The organism is Halopseudomonas sp. (assembly GCF_036961105.1).
In the GTDB taxonomy this organism is placed as follows: Bacteria; Pseudomonadota; Gammaproteobacteria; order Pseudomonadales; family Pseudomonadaceae; genus Halopseudomonas.
Genome location: NZ_JBALWW010000011.1, coordinates 39,293 through 56,899, shown reverse-complemented (window position 1 = coordinate 56,899; position 17,607 = coordinate 39,293). Strand labels below are relative to the sequence as shown.

Sequence of the window (17,607 nt, the reverse complement as noted above, 5' to 3'; positions counted from 1 at the left end):
GTGGTCCACTGATAAACCCCCTTGTGATTTCTGGTCAAGGCTGCCGGCAGGGAAGGTTGATGTCGGCTGCGTAAAAGAGGCGAGATATTGACAAGAGTAGCTTGCGATCCGCCGCCCGGGCGGGCGCTGGCGCAGGTACTGTAGCCTCTGCTATATGCGCAATAGGGTACGATGTAAGGCGTCTTGAGGCGAGCGATTTTTCTGGGTGCCGGGAGGGGAGGCAAGGAAATGCAGGCAACAAAAAACCCGGCTTAAGCCGGGTTTTTTGGTTCAGAAATCGGGATTAGCCGATGATCTGAATGTTTGCTGCTTGCTTGCCCTTAGGACCAGTAGTGATGTCGAAAGACACCTTCTGGTTCTCGGCCAGAGACTTGAAGCCCTGAACCTTGATCTCGGAGAAGTGGGCGAACAGGTCGTCTCCACCGCCATCCGGAGTGATGAAACCAAAACCTTTAGTGTCGTTGAACCACTTAACTGTACCAGTTGCCATTTCAGATAATTCCTATCAAATTGAAATACTTGAGCTTGCACTCAATTAAAGCGTGGGAATCAAAGATTACGAGAATGACAAACTTACGTACTGAAAAGTGCGCTTGCAGCCTACAACTCTATCTCTTGAAAACCTACGCGCTCACTCTGCGCCTTTCAGTAGTACAAGTCAAGCTATGTTGACAACCACTGTCTGGCTCGAATAAACGAAATTCAGTATACGACAGTTTCCAGAAATAACACGCCTTTCGTCGGATTTTTTGCGCAGGCTCGAAATCTTCTTTTCATAGTGCGGGCTGGGTCCGTCGATATGGGTACACATCAATCACCTGTCCGGCCTCTATCTGCTGCTGCAGACCCTTCCAGTAGCTGGCGTCGAAAATCTCCCCGTGCATCTTGAAAAACAGTTTGCGGTGCTTGATGTCGGCAAACAGAAACACCGGAAACTCCTCTGGAAAGACGTCGTTTGGCGCGACCGAGTACCAGGGTTCCGACGACATCTCCTGTTCAGGGTATAGCGCCTCTGGAATCACTCGAAAGTTAACTTCCGTCAGATAGCTGATTTCATCGTAGTCGTAGAAGACCACGCGGCCGTGGCGGGTTACACCAAAGTTCTTCAGCAGCATGTCACCGGGAAAAATATTGGCTGCGGCGAGTTCCTTGATCGACTTGCCGTAGTCAAACAGCGCCTCCTCGGTCTGGGTTTCGCTGGCTGTTTCCAGATAGATGTTGAGCGGGGTCATGCGTCGCTCGGTCCAGCAGTGGCGTATCAGGATGACATCCTCTTCTTCGACCACGGTCGAGGGGGCAACCTCCAGTAGCTCGCGCAGGCACTCGGGGTCAAAACGGTCGCGCGGAAAGCGGAAGTCGGCAAACTCCTGGGTGTCGGCCATGCGTCCGACGCGGTCGTGGCGTTTGACCAGGCGGTATTTCTCGATGACGGTGGCGCGGTCGATGTTCTTCGAGGGTGCGAACTTGTCCTTGATGATCTTGAACACGGTGTTGAAGCCGGGCAGGGTGAACACGCTCATCACCATGCCGCGTACGCCAGGCGCCATGATGAAGCGATCCTCGGAATTGGCCAGATGGGCGATGAGGGCGCGATAGAACTCGGATTTGCCCTGTTTATAGAAGCCGATGGCGGTATAGAGTTCGGCGATATGCTTGCCCGGCAACAGGCGCTTGAGGAAGGCCACCATTTCGCTGGGCACCGCTGCCTCGACCATGAAGTAGGAGCGGGTGAAGGAGAAGATGATGGAGACCTCCGACTCGTCGGTGATCAAAGTATCCACGCAGATGCCCTTGCCTTCAGGATGCAGCAGCGGCAATACGAAAGGCCACTGTTCCTGCTGACTGATCAGGCGGCCGACCAGGTAGGCTCCCTTGTTGCGATAGAACACGCTCTGTACCAGTTCGATGGTCAGGCCGCGATCCATCTGTGCCCAGTCGGGCAGGCCTTGTTGCAGCTCGGCAACGATCATCTGCACATCACGCTCCAGATCCTCCCAGGGCGTTTCGAAGCTGAACTCCTGCAGCACCTGGCGCGCGAGAATCTCCAGCGAGCCGTCGGAAATGAAGCCACGGGTCAGCGCATTGCGCGATGGGGGACGGGTGGCCGGTCGGGTGCTGTGCACAAACATGGTTTCATCGCTGATCTGATCATGCTGGTGCAGGCTGGTGAAAATCGAGTTGAACCAGGTTTCGGCTAGCTCGTCATCGTAGCGGGAGTCGATTGCCTCTATATAGGCCTGGCGGATCGCAGGCCAGGCATTCACGTCGGTAACCGTGGGGCCAACGTCGGACGCTGCCAGCTCGGTAGCGGTGCGTTGTACCTGTTCTTCATAGGCATTGATGCGCTGTGTCGAGGCTTCCTGGATGTCATTCCAGCGTGCTTGTTCGAAGCGCTCGCGCGCGCCGGCGGTCAATTCACGAAAGCGGTCACGGTAACGATCAAAACCGACGAGTATCTGTTGCGCGATAAGTTGAGGCGAGTGGGGCATCGGGACCAGCCTGTTGCGGGGAATCATCCTCGCAGCATAGCCAGTCCGAAGCTGATGCGGAAGCGCTGTGGTGTATAAGCAGCCGGCCACAGGCGCCGGCTGCAGGTCTCGCTTACTGCAGGTTTTCCTGATCGCTGAACATGTCGGCAAACAGCATGGTGGAGAGGTAGCGCTCGCCGGAGTCCGGCAGAATCACCACTATGGTCTTGCCCTGCATTTCGGGCTCCTCGGCGATGCGTACGGCCGCAGCCATGGCGGCGCCGCAGGAAATGCCGCAGAGAATGCCCTCTTCGCGCATCAGTCGCAGGGCCATCTCCTTGGACACCTCGTCGCTGACCTGTTCCACGCGGTCGACCTGGCTCAGGTCCAGGTTACCGGGTACGAAGCCCGCGCCAATGCCCTGAATCTTATGCGGACTGGGTTTGACCTCTTCGCCAGCCAGGGTTTGGGTGATCACGGGAGAGCTGGTAGGTTCGACGGCGACCGAAATGATCTGCTTGCCGCAGGTCTGCTTGATGTAGCGCGACACCCCGGTGATGGTGCCGCCGGTACCGACGCCGGCCACCAGCACGTCAACGCTGCCGTCGGTGTCAATCCATATCTCCGGGCCGGTGGTTTTCTCGTGAATCGCCGGGTTGGCCGGGTTCTCAAATTGCTGCAGCAGGATGTATTCATCGGGGTGCTGCTGGGCCAGCTCCCTGGCTTTTTCGATTGCGCCCTTCATGCCCTTGGCTGGCTCGGTCAGAACCAGTTCTGCGCCCAGGGCCTTGAGCACCTTGCGCCGCTCCAGGCTCATGGAGGCGGGCATGGTCAATACCAGCTTGTAACCGCGGGCGGCCGCGACGAAGGCCAGGCCGATGCCGGTGTTACCGGAGGTGGGCTCAACGATGGTCATGCCGGACTTGAGACGTCCAGCGGTTTCGGCATCCCAGATCATGCTGGCACCAATGCGGCACTTGACCGAATAGGCGGGGTTGCGACCCTCTATCTTGGCCAGAATGGTCACCCCTTTTGGCCCGAGTCGATTGATTCGTACCAGAGGGGTGTTGCCGATGGCCTGTGAGTTGTCAGCAAAGATGCGGCCCATGGGTGTACTCCTTGAGTCAGATGGTGTGAGTCAGGCGCCGTTGGATATCGCGGTAGGAGTCCGCATGACGGCTGGGAACAGGGCATTCAGCCTATGCCCGGGAAGGATATCCGTCAATCGGGTTGAACTGCGGGTGGGGCTGGTGGTCAACCAGCTATGAATCGGACAAGCCGCTACCTCCTCATGTTCATCGCGCTGCTGGCAGTGCTACTGCTCGCTGTGCATCTGCTATTGCCCATTGTGGTGAAAGACATGCTCAACAAGAAAATGGCCGACATGGGTGAATACCGCGGCCATGTGGAGGATGTGGATATCGTTCTTTGGCGGGGCGCCTACCGGATGGATGGGCTGAACATTGTCAAGATCGACGGCAATACCCAGGTTCCCTTCCTCAAAATGCCACGTACCGATGTGAAGATACGCCTGCGTCCCTTCTGGAGTAACGGCGTGTTGGTGGCGGAGATGGATGTTCTCGAACCCGAGCTCAATTTTGTCGATGGCAATAGCGATGAGCAGAAACAGGCGGGCACGGGTGTGGATTGGCGCGAGCGTCTGGAGTCCATATTGCCGGTCCGTCTGGACCGGGTGGATATTCGACAGGGCGTGGTTGCGTTTCGCAACTTCAACAGTGAGCCGCCGGTCAATATCTATGTCAATGAACTGGATCTGACCATCCTCAACCTGACCAACGCCAAGCAGCAGGAAGGCGCGCGTGACGCCACTGCGCAGGGCAACGGACTCTTTCTCGGGCAGGCGCCGATAGAAGCCTCCGCCAGCTTTGACCCATTGGTACGCATGGAAAACCTCGATTTCCGCTTGCGCATGACTGATCTCGAACTGCCGCGCCTGAATGAGTTTTCTGCGGCCTACGGCAACTTCGATTTCAAAAGCGGCACCGGCGACCTGGTAATCGAAGCAGAGGTGCGCGAGGGGCAGATCACTGGGTACGTCAAGCCGCTGCTGCGCAACGCTGACATCTTTGATATCGAACAGGATATTCAGAACGAGGATAAAGGCTTCTTTCGCGGCATCTGGGAGGCCGTCGTAGGCGGCGGTCAACAGGTATTGCAGAATCAGAAGCTAGATCAGTTCGCCACCCGGGTGGATTTGTCCGGCAGCGTCAATGATACCGATGTGAGCCCACTCCAGGCTTTCTTTGGCATACTGAGAAATGCCTTTATCGAGGCCTTTACTACCCGCTTCGAGCAGGTGCAGGACGAACGCTGAGCCTATCTCGTCAATAGTAATGACGCCGTATCATTCAGACTTTGAATAGTCGCCCTTCGTTTACAGCTCAATTGCCTGCGCGCTATAGTTTCCAACTACCCATTTATCGCGTAATGCCTGGTCTAACCGGGCTTCGGCCCAAGGAATATCCAATGAAGTTTGAAGGTACCCAGTCCTACGTCGCTACCGACGACCTGAAACTGGCGGTCAATGCCGCCATTACCCTGGAACGTCCACTGCTGATCAAGGGTGAACCCGGTACGGGCAAAACCATGCTTGCCGAGCAACTGGCCGAGTCCATGGGCGCCAAACTCATTACCTGGCATATCAAATCGACCACCAAGGCGCATCAGGGCCTGTACGAGTACGATGCCGTCAGCCGCCTGCGCGATTCGCAGCTGGGTGTCGACAAGGTGCATGACGTCGCCAACTACATCAAGAAGGGCAAGCTCTGGGAGGCGTTCGAGTCGGAAGAGCGTGCCATTTTGCTGATCGACGAGATCGACAAGGCCGATATCGAGTTTCCCAACGATCTGCTGCAAGAACTCGACAAGATGGAGTTCTACGTTTACGAGACCAATGAGACGATCAAGGCCAAACAGCGCCCGATCATCATAATTACCTCCAATAACGAGAAAGAGCTGCCAGACGCCTTCCTGCGTCGCTGCTTCTTCCATTACATCGCCTTCCCCGACCGCGAGACCATGAAGAAGATTGTGGATGTGCATTTCCCCAAGATCGAAACGCATCTGCTGTCTGAAGCCATGGATATCTTCTTCGATGTGCGCAAGGTGCCGGGGCTGAAGAAAAAGCCCTCTACCTCCGAGCTGGTTGACTGGCTCAAGCTGCTGATGGCTGACCAGATCCCCGAGGCTGTGCTACGCGACCGCGATCCGACGAAGGCGATCCCACCGCTCTACGGTGCGCTGGTGAAAAACGAGCAGGATGTCCAGTTGCTTGAGCGTCTGGCCTTCATGACCCGTCGTCAAAACCGCTAAGGAAAGTCGGTCGGCCAACGCCCGCCGTGCATTCGCAGAACCCTCGCGCCGGGCGTTGCCCTGACGCGTGGGCTCAAACGCGACAACCAGGCTGGCGTAGTAACGCCCTAGCCGTCTTTCCCCGATTGGGAGGTGCCCATGCTATTGGGCCTGTTCAATGAAATGCGTGCAGCCAAGGTACCGGTTTCGGTACGTGAGCTGCTCGATCTGATCAATGCGCTGAAGCACCATGTGGTGTTCGCCGACATGGACGAGTTCTACTACTTGTCGCGCACTGTCATGGTCAAGGACGAGCGTCATTTCGACAAGTTCGACCGCGCCTTTGGCGCCTACTTCAAGGGGTTGGAGAACCTCGATCAACTGATCGAGGCGATGATCCCCGACGACTGGCTGCGCAAGGAGTTCGAGCGCATGCTGAGCGATGAAGAAAAAGCCAAGATCCAGTCGCTGGGCGGCCTCGACAAGCTGATCGAAGAGTTCAAGAAGCGTCTGGAAGAGCAGAAGGAGCGCCACGAAGGTGGCAACAAATGGGTTGGCACCGGTGGTACCAGTCCGTTCGGTTCCGGTGGTTACAACCCTGAAGGCATTCGCGTCGGCGATGCCGGCAAGCGCCAGGGCAGGGCGGCCAAGGTGTGGGATCAGCGCGAGTACAAGAATCTGGATGACCAGGTAGAGCTGGGTACGCGCAACATCAAGGTGGCGTTGCGCCGTTTGCGCAAGTTCGCGCGTCAGGGCGCAGCAGACGAGCTGGATATCGATGGCACCATTGATCACACCGCCAAGGATGCTGGATTGCTGAATATCCAGATGCGTCCCGAGCGACGCAATGCGGTAAAGCTACTGCTGCTCTTTGATATCGGCGGCTCGATGGATGCGCATATCAAGGTCTGCGAAGAGCTGTTTTCCGCCTGCCGCACCGAGTTCAAGCACCTTGAGTACTACTATTTTCACAACTGTGTGTACGAGTCGGTATGGAAGAACAATATGCGTCGCACCAGCGAACGCACTTCCACGCTCGACCTGCTGCACAAATATGGCCCGGATTACAAAGTGATTTTTGTCGGCGACGCGGCCATGGCACCGTACGAAATTACTCAGCCCGGCGGCAGCGTGGAGCACTGGAACGAAGAGGCAGGCCACGTGTGGATCCAGCGCTTTCTGGATAAATACAAGAAGCTCATCTGGATCAACCCCTATCCCAAGGATGCCTGGGATTACACCACCTCCACCCGCATAGTGCGCGACCTGATCGAAGACCGGATGTATCCGCTCACTCTGGAAGGGTTGGAGGAGGGGATGCGCTACCTGAGTAAATAGCCTGCGCGGCGGTTGCCGCAAGCTACAAGCTACAAGCTACAAGCTACAAGCTACAAGCAAAAGCAAGACTGGCTTTTGCGATTTATGTGTTGACGGCAAAACGCTGAGTTATCACGCTTCTTGCTTGCCGCTTGCCGCTTGCCGCTTGCCGCTTGCCGCTTAAAAACTGATCGGCGGCAGCGCGGGTTTGGGAATGGCGGTCTTTTCGGTGGGCGCCATTACCGTGGCGACGCCATCTACTACCTGCTTGCCGTCCTGGTTGAACACGCGGGTGGCGATTTTTACCCGGTTCTTCGGCAGCTTCTCCAGCACTTCCAGCTCGATGCTGACGGTGTCGTCCAGGCGTACCGGCCGGAGAAAGCTCATTTCCTGTCCGATATAAATGGTGCCTGGCCCCGGCAGTTCGCAGGCGATGGTGGCGGAGATCAGTGCGCCGGAAAACATGCCGTGGGCAATGCGGCCCTTGAACGGCGTGTTGGCGGCGAAGGTTTCGTCGAGATGCACCGGATTCACGTCGCCGGATACCTCGGCAAACAGAATCAAATCGCGCTCGGTGACCAGGTGATCAACACGAACACTGTCACCTATGGTGAGTTCGTCGTAGGTGCGGTTTTCAAGCATTTTCATCAGCCGGATTCCCTATGCTGTCGAGTGAAAGAGTGGCCAGTATCCAGTCCAGCGTCTCGCGGGTGATCTGCTCCCGGTTGATCTCGTTGAACACTTCGTGGCGCGCCTCTGGATAGACGCGCAATTCTAACCGTTTGAGCCCTGCCTGCTGCAAGCGCGCATGCAGTTTGGGCAATCCCTTGCCCGCACTGACTGGGTCCTGCGCGCCGCCAAGGATAAGCGTTGGCAGCTCGGGGCTGATCCTTGCCAATTGCTTTGGCTCAGCGATGCGCAGCAAGGTAGTGAAGAGCCCGCGCCAATAGTTGGCCGTGAGCGTGAAACCACAGAGCGGGTCGCGAATATAAGCGTCCACCTCGGCCGGATCGCGGGTGAGCCAATCGAACTCGGTGCGGTTCGGCGCAAAGGCCTTGTTGAACTGGCCAAAACTAAGCTTGCCCAGCGTCTGTGCCGGCGCGCTTTCAGCGCGCAGGCAGCCTTCAATGGCAGCAGCGAGGCAGCCAATTCTGCTCAGCGCGGGCGGATGCGCATTGCTGCCACTGAGAATCAGGGCATCCACCAGTGCGGGGTGTTGCAGTACGAGCCCTTGCGCCAGATAGGAACCCATGCTGTGACCCAGAAGAATGACGGGTAGGTCTGGTTTATATTCGCGCAATGCGCGCAACCAACTCGCCAGATCCTCTTCCAGTGCCGCCCAGCCCCCCGGCAGCTGGCCAAGCTGGTGCTGTGCATTCGGGCCGTGACCGCGCAGGTCGGGGGCATAAACCGCGATACCCTGGGTGTTGAGCGCCGTGGCCAGGCGGGCATAACGCGCACCGTGCTCGGCCATGCCGTGGCAAACCAGCAGACTGGCGCGGACCGGGCATGCGGGTTGCCATTGGCGCAGATTGCCAAGCTTGGAAGTTGAGCCGGTATCATCGCGGCCTTGCGAGCTGGAGGAGGGGCGAGTGGCGGAGTTCATGCCGGCTGATATCCTGTTTATTGTTGTAAGTGCGTGCAGGTTAATACCAGTGCAGCCATAGCGCGAGCGATGCCGGGTATTCACAAACCAAATGAAACACATCTGCGGTTTGTATTTCTCGAGGCAGCTGTTAGTTTTGGAATCTTTGCGCGCCGGCATGATCAAGGCGTCTCCGGCAGGGTATGCCAGCAGTCCAGCTCATAACAAATGCAACAACGGGAAAGAGGATAAAAATAATGGAAGCATCATTTTGGGACGACAAACGGCCGCCGGGCGTACCGACCACCATCGATCCCACACAGTACTCCTCGATTATTGATGTATTCGAACAGGCGTGTGCCAAGCACGCTGACCGTCCGGCGTTCAGCAATATGGGCGTGACCCTGAGTTACGCTGATCTGGACCGCTATTCCGCTGCCTTTGCCAGCTACCTGCAGCAGCACACCAACCTGCAGCCCGGCGACCGCATCGCCGTGCAGATGCCCAATGTCCTGCAATTCCCGATTGCCGTGTTCGGCGCCATTCGCGCCGGGTTGATTGTGGTTAATACCAACCCGCTGTATACCGCCCGCGAGATGCGCCACCAGTTCAAGGACTCTGGCGCGCGGGCGCTGATTTTCATGAACGTGTTTGGCCACTTGGTACAGGAAGTATTGCCCGACACCGAGATCGAATACCTTTTTGAGGCGCGCATCGGCGACATGCTGCCGGGTCTCAAGGGAGTGATCACCAACGCAGCGGTTAAGTACGTCAAGAAGATGGTTCCGGACTACCGGTTGCCGCAGGCCATCTCCTTCAAGAAGGCGCTGCAACGCAGCGAGGGCCAGCGCCCTGCCGCAGTCAGCAAGACCCTGGATGACGTGGCGGTGCTGCAGTACACCGGCGGTACCACGGGCGTGGCCAAGGGCGCGATGCTGACACACGGTAACCTGGTGGCGAACATGCTGCAGGTCTACGCCAACATGCAGCAGCTCGATAAAAACGGCCAGAAGATAACCAAGGACAGCGGTGAAGTGGTCATCGCACCATTGCCGCTGTACCACATCTTCGCCTTCACGGTGAATTGCATGTGCATGATGATGGCGGGGCACCACAACGTACTCATTACCAACCCGCGGGATATCCCAGGCTTTGTGGCCGAACTCAAGAAGTGGCCTTTTTCCTCGGTAGTCGGGCTCAACACGCTCTTCGTCGCACTGATGGATCATCCGGAGTTTGCCAATATCGACTTCAGCCATCTGAAGAGCACCGGCTCCGGCGGCACGGCGCTGGTCAAGGCCACTGCCGAGCGTTGGGAAAAGAAGACCGGTTGCAAGATCGGTGAAGGTTACGGGCTGACCGAGTGCTCGCCGGTAGTGACCGCCAGCCCCGGCGATGGTCTGGCGCGTATCGGCACCGTGGGGCTGGCAGCCGTAGGCACCGCGCTCAAGGTCATAGATGAAGAGGGTAAGGAGCTGGGTATCGGCGAGCGCGGCGAGCTATGCGTGAAAGGCCCACAGGTCATGAAGGGCTACTGGAATCGCCCCGAGGCGACCGATGAGGTGCTGGACGCTGACGGCTGGTTCCGTACTGGCGATGTGGCAGTGATAGATGCTGAGGGCTTTGTCTCTATTGTCGATCGCATCAAGGACCTGATCATCGTCTCGGGATTCAACGTCTATCCCAACGAGATTGAGGATGTGGTTGCTGCGCACCCCAAAGTTGCCAATGCTGCGGCTATCGGCGTACCGGACGAAAAGTCCGGCGAGGCAGTCAAACTCTTTGTGGTGCCTAACTCGGCTGATCTGAATATCGACGAGCTCAAGACCTATTGCCGTGCCAACTTCACTGGCTACAAGGTACCCAAGTACTACGAAATCAGGGAGTCGCTGCCAATGTCGGCCGTCGGCAAGATTCTTCGCCGCGAACTGCGTGACGACGATCAGAAATAAGATCACATTGTGCACTCGGCCTGACTGATTGGTCAGGCTCGCGCTACCCGAAACCAGCGCCAACGCCTCGTTGGCGCTGGTTTCGGGGATGCTGGTCTGCCTCCTGAAAAGCTGCTAGTCTTCCGGCTCTTCGCACGTAGAACTAACGATATATTCTAAATCTGCGGCGAAATGCGTGCATCGGCACGCTAAAACCATAAGACATCACGGCATCCAAAAGCCGATTGCGTTCAGGAGCGGGCTTCCATGCTTGAAAATTTCTGGAAAGATAAATATCCAGCGGGCGTTTCCTCAGAAATCAATCCCGATCAATACCCCAATATTCTGGCCGTACTCCAAGAGTCCTGCCAACGCTTCGCAGACAAGCCCGCCTTTACCAATCTCGGCAAAACCCTTACTTACGGTGAGCTATATACGCTCTCGGGTCACTTTGCCGCTTACTTGCAGAAGCACAGCGGTCTGCAACCGGGTGATCGCATCGCAGTACAGATGCCCAATGTGTTGCAATATCCCATTGTCGTTTTTGGTGCCATGCGTGCCGGTTATGTGGTGGTTAACACCAACCCGCTCTATACCCAACGGGAAATGGAACATCAATTCAACGATTCCGGCGCCAAGGCGCTGGTCTGCCTGGCCAATATGGCGCACCTGGCGGAGCAGGTGGTACCCAAAACCGGCGTAAAGCAGGTTATTGTCACCGAAGTGGGCGACATGCTGCCGCCGCTCAAGCGGCTGCTGGTCAACGCTGTGATCAAGTACGTCAAGAAGATGGTGCCAAGCTATTCGATCCCCGGCATGGTCAAGTTCAACGACGCCATGGCCAAAGGCAGCAAGCTGAGCTTCACCGAAGCCAATCCGAACGCTGAAGACCTGGCTGTGCTGCAATATACCGGTGGCACCACCGGCGTCGCCAAGGGCGCGATTCTGACGCACCGCAATCTGGTCGCCAACATGCTGCAGGCCAAGGCATTGATGGGCTCCAACATGGTGGATGGCGAAGAAATCATCATCTGTCCGTTGCCGCTGTATCACATCTACGCCTTCACCTTTCACTGCATGGCGATGATGCTCAGCGGTAACCACAATATCCTGATCACCAACCCGCGTGACCTCAATGCCTTCGTCAAAGAGTTGTCACAACATCGTTTCACCGGCTTTGTCGGCCTCAATACGCTGTTTGCCGGGCTGTGCAACAACGCGGCCTTCCGCGCCCTGGATTTCACCGGTTTCAAGGTGACGCTGTCCGGCGGCATGGCGCTGCAACTGGCTACCGCCGAGCGCTGGAAGGAAGTCACCGGCAGCCCTGTGTGTGAAGGTTTTGGCATGACCGAAACCAGCCCGGTTGCCACCGTCAATCCGATCAGCGACATCCGCCTGGGCACCATCGGCATCCCCGTCCCCTCGACCCTGTGCAAGGTGATCGACGAAGAAGGTAACGAGCTGCCGCTGGGCGAGCGTGGCGAGTTGTGCGTCAAGGGCCCGCAGGTAATGAAGGGCTACTGGCAGCGCAAGGAAGCGACCGACGAGATTCTAGATGCCGAAGGCTGGTTGAAAACCGGTGATATCGCCATCATCCAGGAAGACGGTTATCTGCGCATTGTTGACCGCAAGAAAGACATGATTCTGGTCTCCGGCTTCAACGTCTACCCCAACGAGCTGGAAGACGTCATGGCAGCCATTCCGGGTGTGGCGCAGTGCGCTGCCATTGGCGTGCCGGATGAAAAATCCGGTGAGGCGATCAAGGTCTTCCTGGTCAAGAGTCCCGATGCCAGCCTGACCGAAGCCCAGGTCAAGGAACACATGCGCAGTAATCTGACTGCCTACAAGGTACCCAAGTTTGTCGAGTTCCGCGACAGCCTGCCGACCACCAACGTGGGCAAGATACTGCGTCGCGAACTGCGTGATGAGGAGCTGAAGAAGCTGGCCGGTTAATCGCCTGCAATCACGCGCGCATTTTTGCGACAATAAAGCCCCGCCTGGCTGGTCCTGGCGGGGTTTTTTCATGCTACAGGATGCTCCATGCCCGATTCAGAAACGCGCAGCCCCGACTTCTCCAGTGTCATGGCAGCTGATCGTCAGCGCCTGCAACAACAGTTCCGCAAGCTCAGTGGCGCCGAACAGGCCAGCAACAGTGCAGACTGGATCAGGCGCTTTGAAACGTCCGCCGCCAGGGTCGCCGCACGTGCGGCCAGCATTCCGTCGATTCGCTTCGTCGATAGCCTGCCGATTGCCGAAAAGCGCGAGCAGATCAAGGCGGCTATTGCTGCGCATCAGGTGGTGGTTATTGCAGGTGAAACCGGCTCGGGTAAAACTACCCAGTTGCCGAAAATCTGTCTTGAGCTGGGCCGGGGTACGCGTGGGCTGATTGGACACACTCAGCCCAGGCGTCTGGCCGCGCGCAGTGTCGCCAGTCGCATTGCCGATGAATTGGGAACGCCTCTGGGAGAGCTGGTCGGCTATCAGGTGCGCTTTACCGATCAGAGTTCGGACAAGACGCTGATCAAGCTGATGACCGACGGCATCCTGCTGGCCGAGACGCAGAATGATCGCTTTCTCAATCGCTACGACACCCTGATCATCGACGAGGCCCACGAACGCAGTCTGAACATCGACTTTCTGCTCGGCTACCTGAAAACCATTCTGGCCAAGCGTCCGGATCTGAAGGTCATCATCACTTCGGCCACCATCGATCTGGAGCGTTTTTCGCAGCACTTCGACAATGCCCCGGTTATCGAGGTCTCGGGACGCACCTATCCGGTTGATCTGTGGTATCGCCCACTGACCGCCGAGCAGGATGAAGAAGGTAATGTCGTCGAAGAAGATCTGAGCATCGACCAGGGCATCGTCTCTGCGCTGCGTGAAATTGCCGAACACGAGCGTACACAGCGTCAGCCACCGGGTGATGTATTGATCTTTCTTCCGGGCGAGCGGGAGATTCGCGACACGGCCGACTATTTGCGCAAGGCCAATCTGAAGCACACCGAGATCCTGCCGCTTTACGCACGTCTCTCTGCGGCGGAGCAGCAGAAGATCTTTGCCTCCCACGCCGGTCGCCGCGTGGTGTTGGCCACCAACGTTGCAGAAACGTCGCTGACGGTGCCCGGCATTGTCTACGTAATAGACCCGGGCGAAGCGCGTATCAGCCGCTATAGTCCGCGCTCGAAAGTTCAGCGCCTGCCGATAGAGGCGGTCTCGCAAGCCAGCGCCAATCAACGCAAGGGGCGCTGCGGGCGGGTCGCGCCGGGCATCTGCGTAAGGCTGTACAGCGAAGAAGATTTCAACGGCCGGCCGGCGTTTACCGATCCGGAGATTCGGCGCACCAACCTGGCGTCGGTAATCTTGCAGATGCTCAATTTGCGTCTGGGGCGGATCGAGGACTTTCCCTTTATCGAGCCGCCGGATAGCCGGGCAATCAGCGATGGCTTTACCCTGCTGCAGGAGCTGGGCGCAGTAGACAAGACCGGTGGCATGAGCGAGTTGGGCCGTCAACTGGCCCGCTTGCCGGTCGACCCACGGATCGGTCGTATGCTGCTTGAGGGGGCGCAGCAGAATTGCCTGCACGAGATTGCCGTGATCGCCAGTGCCCTGGCGGTGCAGGATCCGCGCGAGCGGCCGCTGGAAAAACAGCAGGCCGCCGATCAGGCGCATGGGCAATGGACAGATGAAGTCTCCGACTTCGCCGCCTTTCTGAATCTGTGGGCCGGGCACGAGCAGCAACGTCAGGCGCTGACCCAGGGTCAGTTGCGCAGCTGGTGTCGGCGCAACTTTCTCAATTACCTGCGCCTGCGTGAATGGCGCGAAACCCACCGGCAAATTCGGCTGACCTGCCGCGACCTGGGATTGAAAGAGAATGAACAGGGGGCGGGGCACGAAGCCATCCACAAGGCGCTGCTCGCGGGTCTGCTCAGCCATCTGGGTAACAAGACCGAGGAGGGCGATTATCTTGGCGCGCGGCAGCGGCGCTTCATGCTGCATCCCTCATCGGCACTGGCGAAGAAGAAACCGGCCTGGGTGATGGTCGCGGAGCTGACCGAAACCCGCCGGTTGTACGGCCGTCTCGCCGCCAAGGTCGATCCGGCATGGATCGAGCCGCTGGCCGCTCACCTGACCAAGACCAGCTATAGCGAACCGCACTGGGAAAAGAAACGCGGTCAGGTGGTGGCCTTTGAGCAGGTAACCCTTTACGGGTTGATCATAGTGCCGCGGCGCAAGGTGCATTACGGGCCGATAGATCCGCTCGTCTCGCGCGAACTCTTTATCCGCCACGCCCTGGTGGGTGGCGAATGGCACGGCCGTGCGGCCTTCAACCAGGCCAATCAGCAACTGATCAAGGAGTTGGATGAGCTGGAGGCCAAGTCGCGCAAACGCGACATAGTGGTTGATGATGAAACCCTGTATCGCTACTTCGACCAGCATCTGCCCGCCGAGATCGTACAGCTGGCCAGCTTCGAACGTTGGCTCAAACGCAACAGCGAGCAGCAGCCCAAACTGCTGCATATGACCCGTGAGGATCTGCTGCAGCGCGAGGCCAATGAGGTCAGCGCCGATCTGTATCCCGACCTGCTGCGCTGGGAAACGGTAGCGCTGCCGCTCAGCTATCACTTCGAGCCCGGTCACCCGGCCGATGGCGTTACGGTAAAAGTGCCTGCCTCCTTGCTCAGACGTATCCCGCAAAGCCGGCTGGAATGGTTGGTGCCGGGATTGCTGTTCGACAAATGCGTCGCCCTGGTGCGCGGGCTGCCCAAGGCGCTGCGCAAGAACTTCGTGCCGGTGCCTGACTTTGTGCGCGCCGCGCTTGAGCGTATGCCCTTCGCCGAGGGCAGCCTGACCCAGGCGCTGGGCCGTGAACTGACCCGCATGACCGGCGTTCGCCTGGACGAGCACAGCTGGGACGATATCGACCTCGAAGACCATCTGCGCATGCGCATCGAAGTAGTTGATGCGGCGGGGCAGGTTATTTGCAGTGGTCGTGATTACAGCGCGCTATGCGGCGAGCTGGAAGGCCGCCCCATGGAGCCCGATGGCCAGGTGGCCCAAGAGCCCGAGTCCGGTGCCGGCAATGGCGCCGCGCCCGGCACCTATGCTTTGCCCGGCGCCTTGATCCGCAAGCAGGCAGGTATCGCTGTACAGGTGTATCCGGCCTGGGTGGAGCAGGGCGAAGAGGTGAGCGAGCAGGTGTTCGATGTGCAGCAGATCGCCACCCGCGAGCATCGCCTGGGCGTGCAGCGCCTGCTGTTGCAGGCCCTGCCCGAGCAGGCTCGACTGCTGCGCCAGAAAACCCAGGCGTTGAAAGACGCGGCCATCTACTACCGCGACCTGGGCACGCAAAAACAGCTGACCGACGATGTACTCCTCGGTGCCATCGATCGCGTTTTCCTTGCCGGGACCGGCGAGCTGCCGCGCGATCCCGCAGGCCTCAAGGTGCTGCTGGACCAGGGCCGGGCAGACTGGGTGCCCAGTGCCGAGCAACTGGCGCAGCAGGTGCTTGGCATTCTCAAGCAGTGGCACACTTTGCGTAAACGCTTCAAGGGCAAGGTCGAGCTGGCCCATACGCTGGCGATGAATGACGTGCGCGAGCAATTGGCCAATCTGGTGTACCCGGGATTTGCCCGCCAGGTGCCGGCCCAGTGGCTGAACCAGTACCCGCGCTACCTGAGCGCCATCGAACAGCGTCTGGAGAAGCTGCCGGGCCAGGTGCCGCGAGATCGCGCCTGGACCGATGAGCTGCAGGGCTTCTGGCAGCAATACCAGGCGCTGACTGAGAAGATGCAACGTGAAGGACGCAGGGATGAACGCCTGGAAGAGTGGCGCTGGCTGCTGGAAGAATACCGCGTCTCGCTGTTTGCCCAGCAACTGGGCACGCGCCAGCCGGTATCGGCCAAGCGTCTGGCGAAACTTTGGCGCGAAATCACAGCCTGAACGGCGGTGGCCAAGTACACTGGCCAGCAGACACATACACAAGGGTTCACAGGTGGAGCAGAGTTTGCAGTCCCCCGCGATGGAAACGCACAGGCTAGCGGCAGGGGCCGCTGAGCTTGAACTGCGCTGCTTTGGCAGTGACCACACCGGCGCGGTGCTGCTGCTGGTTCATGGCGCCTTGGAAGATGGGCGGATCTTTCATCCCAGGGAGGATCAGGGTCTGGCAGGCGCTCTGGCCCACGCTGGGCATTGCGCCTATGTGGCCGATCTGCGCGGACACGGGCAAAGCAGTCCTGCATTGCTGCAGGCGCCGGAACATATGACCCAGAGCCTGTTGATCAGGGAGGACCTGCCGGCAATGTTGGCGTTTGTGCAGGAGCGCCACCCCACGCAGCCGGTTTTCTGTGTGGGCCATGGCTGGGGCGGGGTCTGGCTGGCCAGTGCTCTGGCCCGACAGCCCGCGCTGCTTGAGCGGGTGCGCGGCTTGGTGCATTTTGGTGTGCGCCGTCGGCAGCGGCATGGCTCGCGCCTTACCCGAACTACCAGCGCCCTGTTCTGGCAGCGTCTGCTGCCACTACTGGGCCGCCTGCAGGGCGTCGTACCCGCGCGGGCCATGGCGATAGGATCTGCCGATGAGGGGCCAGCGGTACATGCTGCCAATCTGGCATGGATGCGTGGTGAATGGCGTGATCTTGAAGATGGTTTCGACTATGCTAGCGCCATAGATCAACTGGCATGGCCGCCGAGTCTGTATGTCGCCGGTGAGGCAGACCGCCAGCACGGGCATATTGGCGATGTACGCGATTTTGTCCGCGAACTGGGGCCGCACGATGCGCAGATCCTGTTGCTGGAAAAGGGGCAGGGCTGCTCCAGGCGCTATGGGCACAATGACCTGCTGAGGCACCCGCAGGCCGAGGTTGACCATTTCCCCCTGGTGCTGGCCTGGCTTGAGCAGCACCTGCGCTAGTATCTGCCGCTAGCTGATGAGAAGCTGAAAAATTGAGCGGTCTACTGGCTGTAGCGCGCCGGCGCTCGGCAGACCGCGTCCATAACA

At 58.6% G+C, this 17,607-nt stretch carries 12 protein-coding genes; 7 read left to right on the top strand and 5 right to left on the bottom strand.

Annotated features, from left to right (window positions below; translation table 11 throughout):
- Nucleotides 1-283: 283 nt before the first annotated feature.
- The 3 genes from V7756_RS12040 to cysK all read right to left on the bottom strand — a co-directional run bounded on the left by V7756_RS12040 (nt 284) and on the right by cysK (nt 3,576).
- Complete coding sequence (locus V7756_RS12040) at nt 284-490, bottom strand: cold-shock protein (protein WP_036989629.1); 207 nt, start codon at nt 488-490, stop codon at nt 284-286.
- A gap of 283 nt (nt 491-773) precedes the next feature.
- Nucleotides 774-2,489 (bottom strand): bifunctional isocitrate dehydrogenase kinase/phosphatase, encoded by a 1,716-nt coding sequence (aceK, locus tag V7756_RS12035; protein ID WP_335610423.1) that lies wholly within the window; start codon nt 2,487-2,489, stop codon nt 774-776.
- A 112-nt stretch (nt 2,490-2,601) separates the two neighbouring features.
- Entirely contained in the window at nt 2,602-3,576 is a 975-nt protein-coding gene (cysK, locus tag V7756_RS12030) for a cysteine synthase A (RefSeq protein WP_335610422.1), read from the bottom strand.
- A gap of 156 nt (nt 3,577-3,732) precedes the next feature.
- On the opposite strand from cysK, the gene V7756_RS12025 reads away from it, so the two are divergent.
- From V7756_RS12025 to V7756_RS12015, 3 genes are all read left to right on the top strand, one after another.
- Nucleotides 3,733-4,803 carry a DUF748 domain-containing protein gene (locus V7756_RS12025; RefSeq protein WP_335610421.1) on the top strand — a complete coding sequence of 357 codons (1,071 nt, stop codon included), beginning with the start codon at nt 3,733-3,735 and terminating at the stop codon, nt 4,801-4,803.
- Nucleotides 4,804-4,955: 152 nt separating this feature from the next.
- Nucleotides 4,956-5,801, top strand: coding sequence for an AAA family ATPase (locus V7756_RS12020; RefSeq protein ID WP_335610420.1), 846 nt, complete (start codon nt 4,956-4,958; stop codon nt 5,799-5,801).
- 138 nt (nt 5,802-5,939) lie between these two features.
- Nucleotides 5,940-7,118: a vWA domain-containing protein gene (locus V7756_RS12015; protein WP_335610419.1), complete on the top strand. Its 1,179-nt coding sequence runs from the start codon at nt 5,940-5,942 to the stop codon at nt 7,116-7,118.
- 159 nt (nt 7,119-7,277) lie between these two features.
- Here V7756_RS12015 and V7756_RS12010 read toward each other — a convergent pair whose 3' ends face one another.
- Together V7756_RS12010 and V7756_RS12005 are read right to left on the bottom strand one after the other, a co-directional pair.
- Nucleotides 7,278-7,745, bottom strand: a complete 468-nt coding sequence (locus tag V7756_RS12010) for a MaoC/PaaZ C-terminal domain-containing protein (RefSeq protein ID WP_335610418.1) — start codon at nt 7,743-7,745, stop codon at nt 7,278-7,280.
- Nucleotides 7,732-8,703 (bottom strand): alpha/beta hydrolase, encoded by a 972-nt coding sequence (locus V7756_RS12005; RefSeq protein WP_335610417.1) that lies wholly within the window; start codon nt 8,701-8,703, stop codon nt 7,732-7,734. Before V7756_RS12005 ends, V7756_RS12010 begins: the two co-directional genes overlap by 14 nt.
- A gap of 236 nt (nt 8,704-8,939) precedes the next feature.
- On the opposite strand from V7756_RS12005, the gene V7756_RS12000 reads away from it, so the two are divergent.
- The 4 genes from V7756_RS12000 (at nt 8,940) to V7756_RS11985 (ending at nt 17,520) form a co-directional block, all read left to right on the top strand.
- On the top strand, nt 8,940-10,634 hold the full coding sequence (locus V7756_RS12000; protein WP_335610416.1) for a long-chain-fatty-acid--CoA ligase: 1,695 nt from the start codon (nt 8,940-8,942) through the stop codon (nt 10,632-10,634).
- Between the two features lie 246 nt (nt 10,635-10,880).
- The gene (gene fadD1, locus V7756_RS11995) at nt 10,881-12,566 is read left to right on the top strand and encodes a long-chain-fatty-acid--CoA ligase FadD1 (RefSeq protein ID WP_335610415.1); all 1,686 of its coding nucleotides are present in this window, start codon (nt 10,881-10,883) and stop codon (nt 12,564-12,566) included.
- A gap of 87 nt (nt 12,567-12,653) precedes the next feature.
- Nucleotides 12,654-16,553, top strand: coding sequence for an ATP-dependent RNA helicase HrpA (gene hrpA / locus V7756_RS11990; RefSeq protein ID WP_335610414.1), 3,900 nt, complete (start codon nt 12,654-12,656; stop codon nt 16,551-16,553).
- 64 nt (nt 16,554-16,617) lie between these two features.
- Entirely contained in the window at nt 16,618-17,520 is a 903-nt protein-coding gene (locus V7756_RS11985; RefSeq protein ID WP_335610413.1) for an alpha/beta fold hydrolase, read from the top strand.
- Nucleotides 17,521-17,607 lie beyond the last annotated feature (87 nt).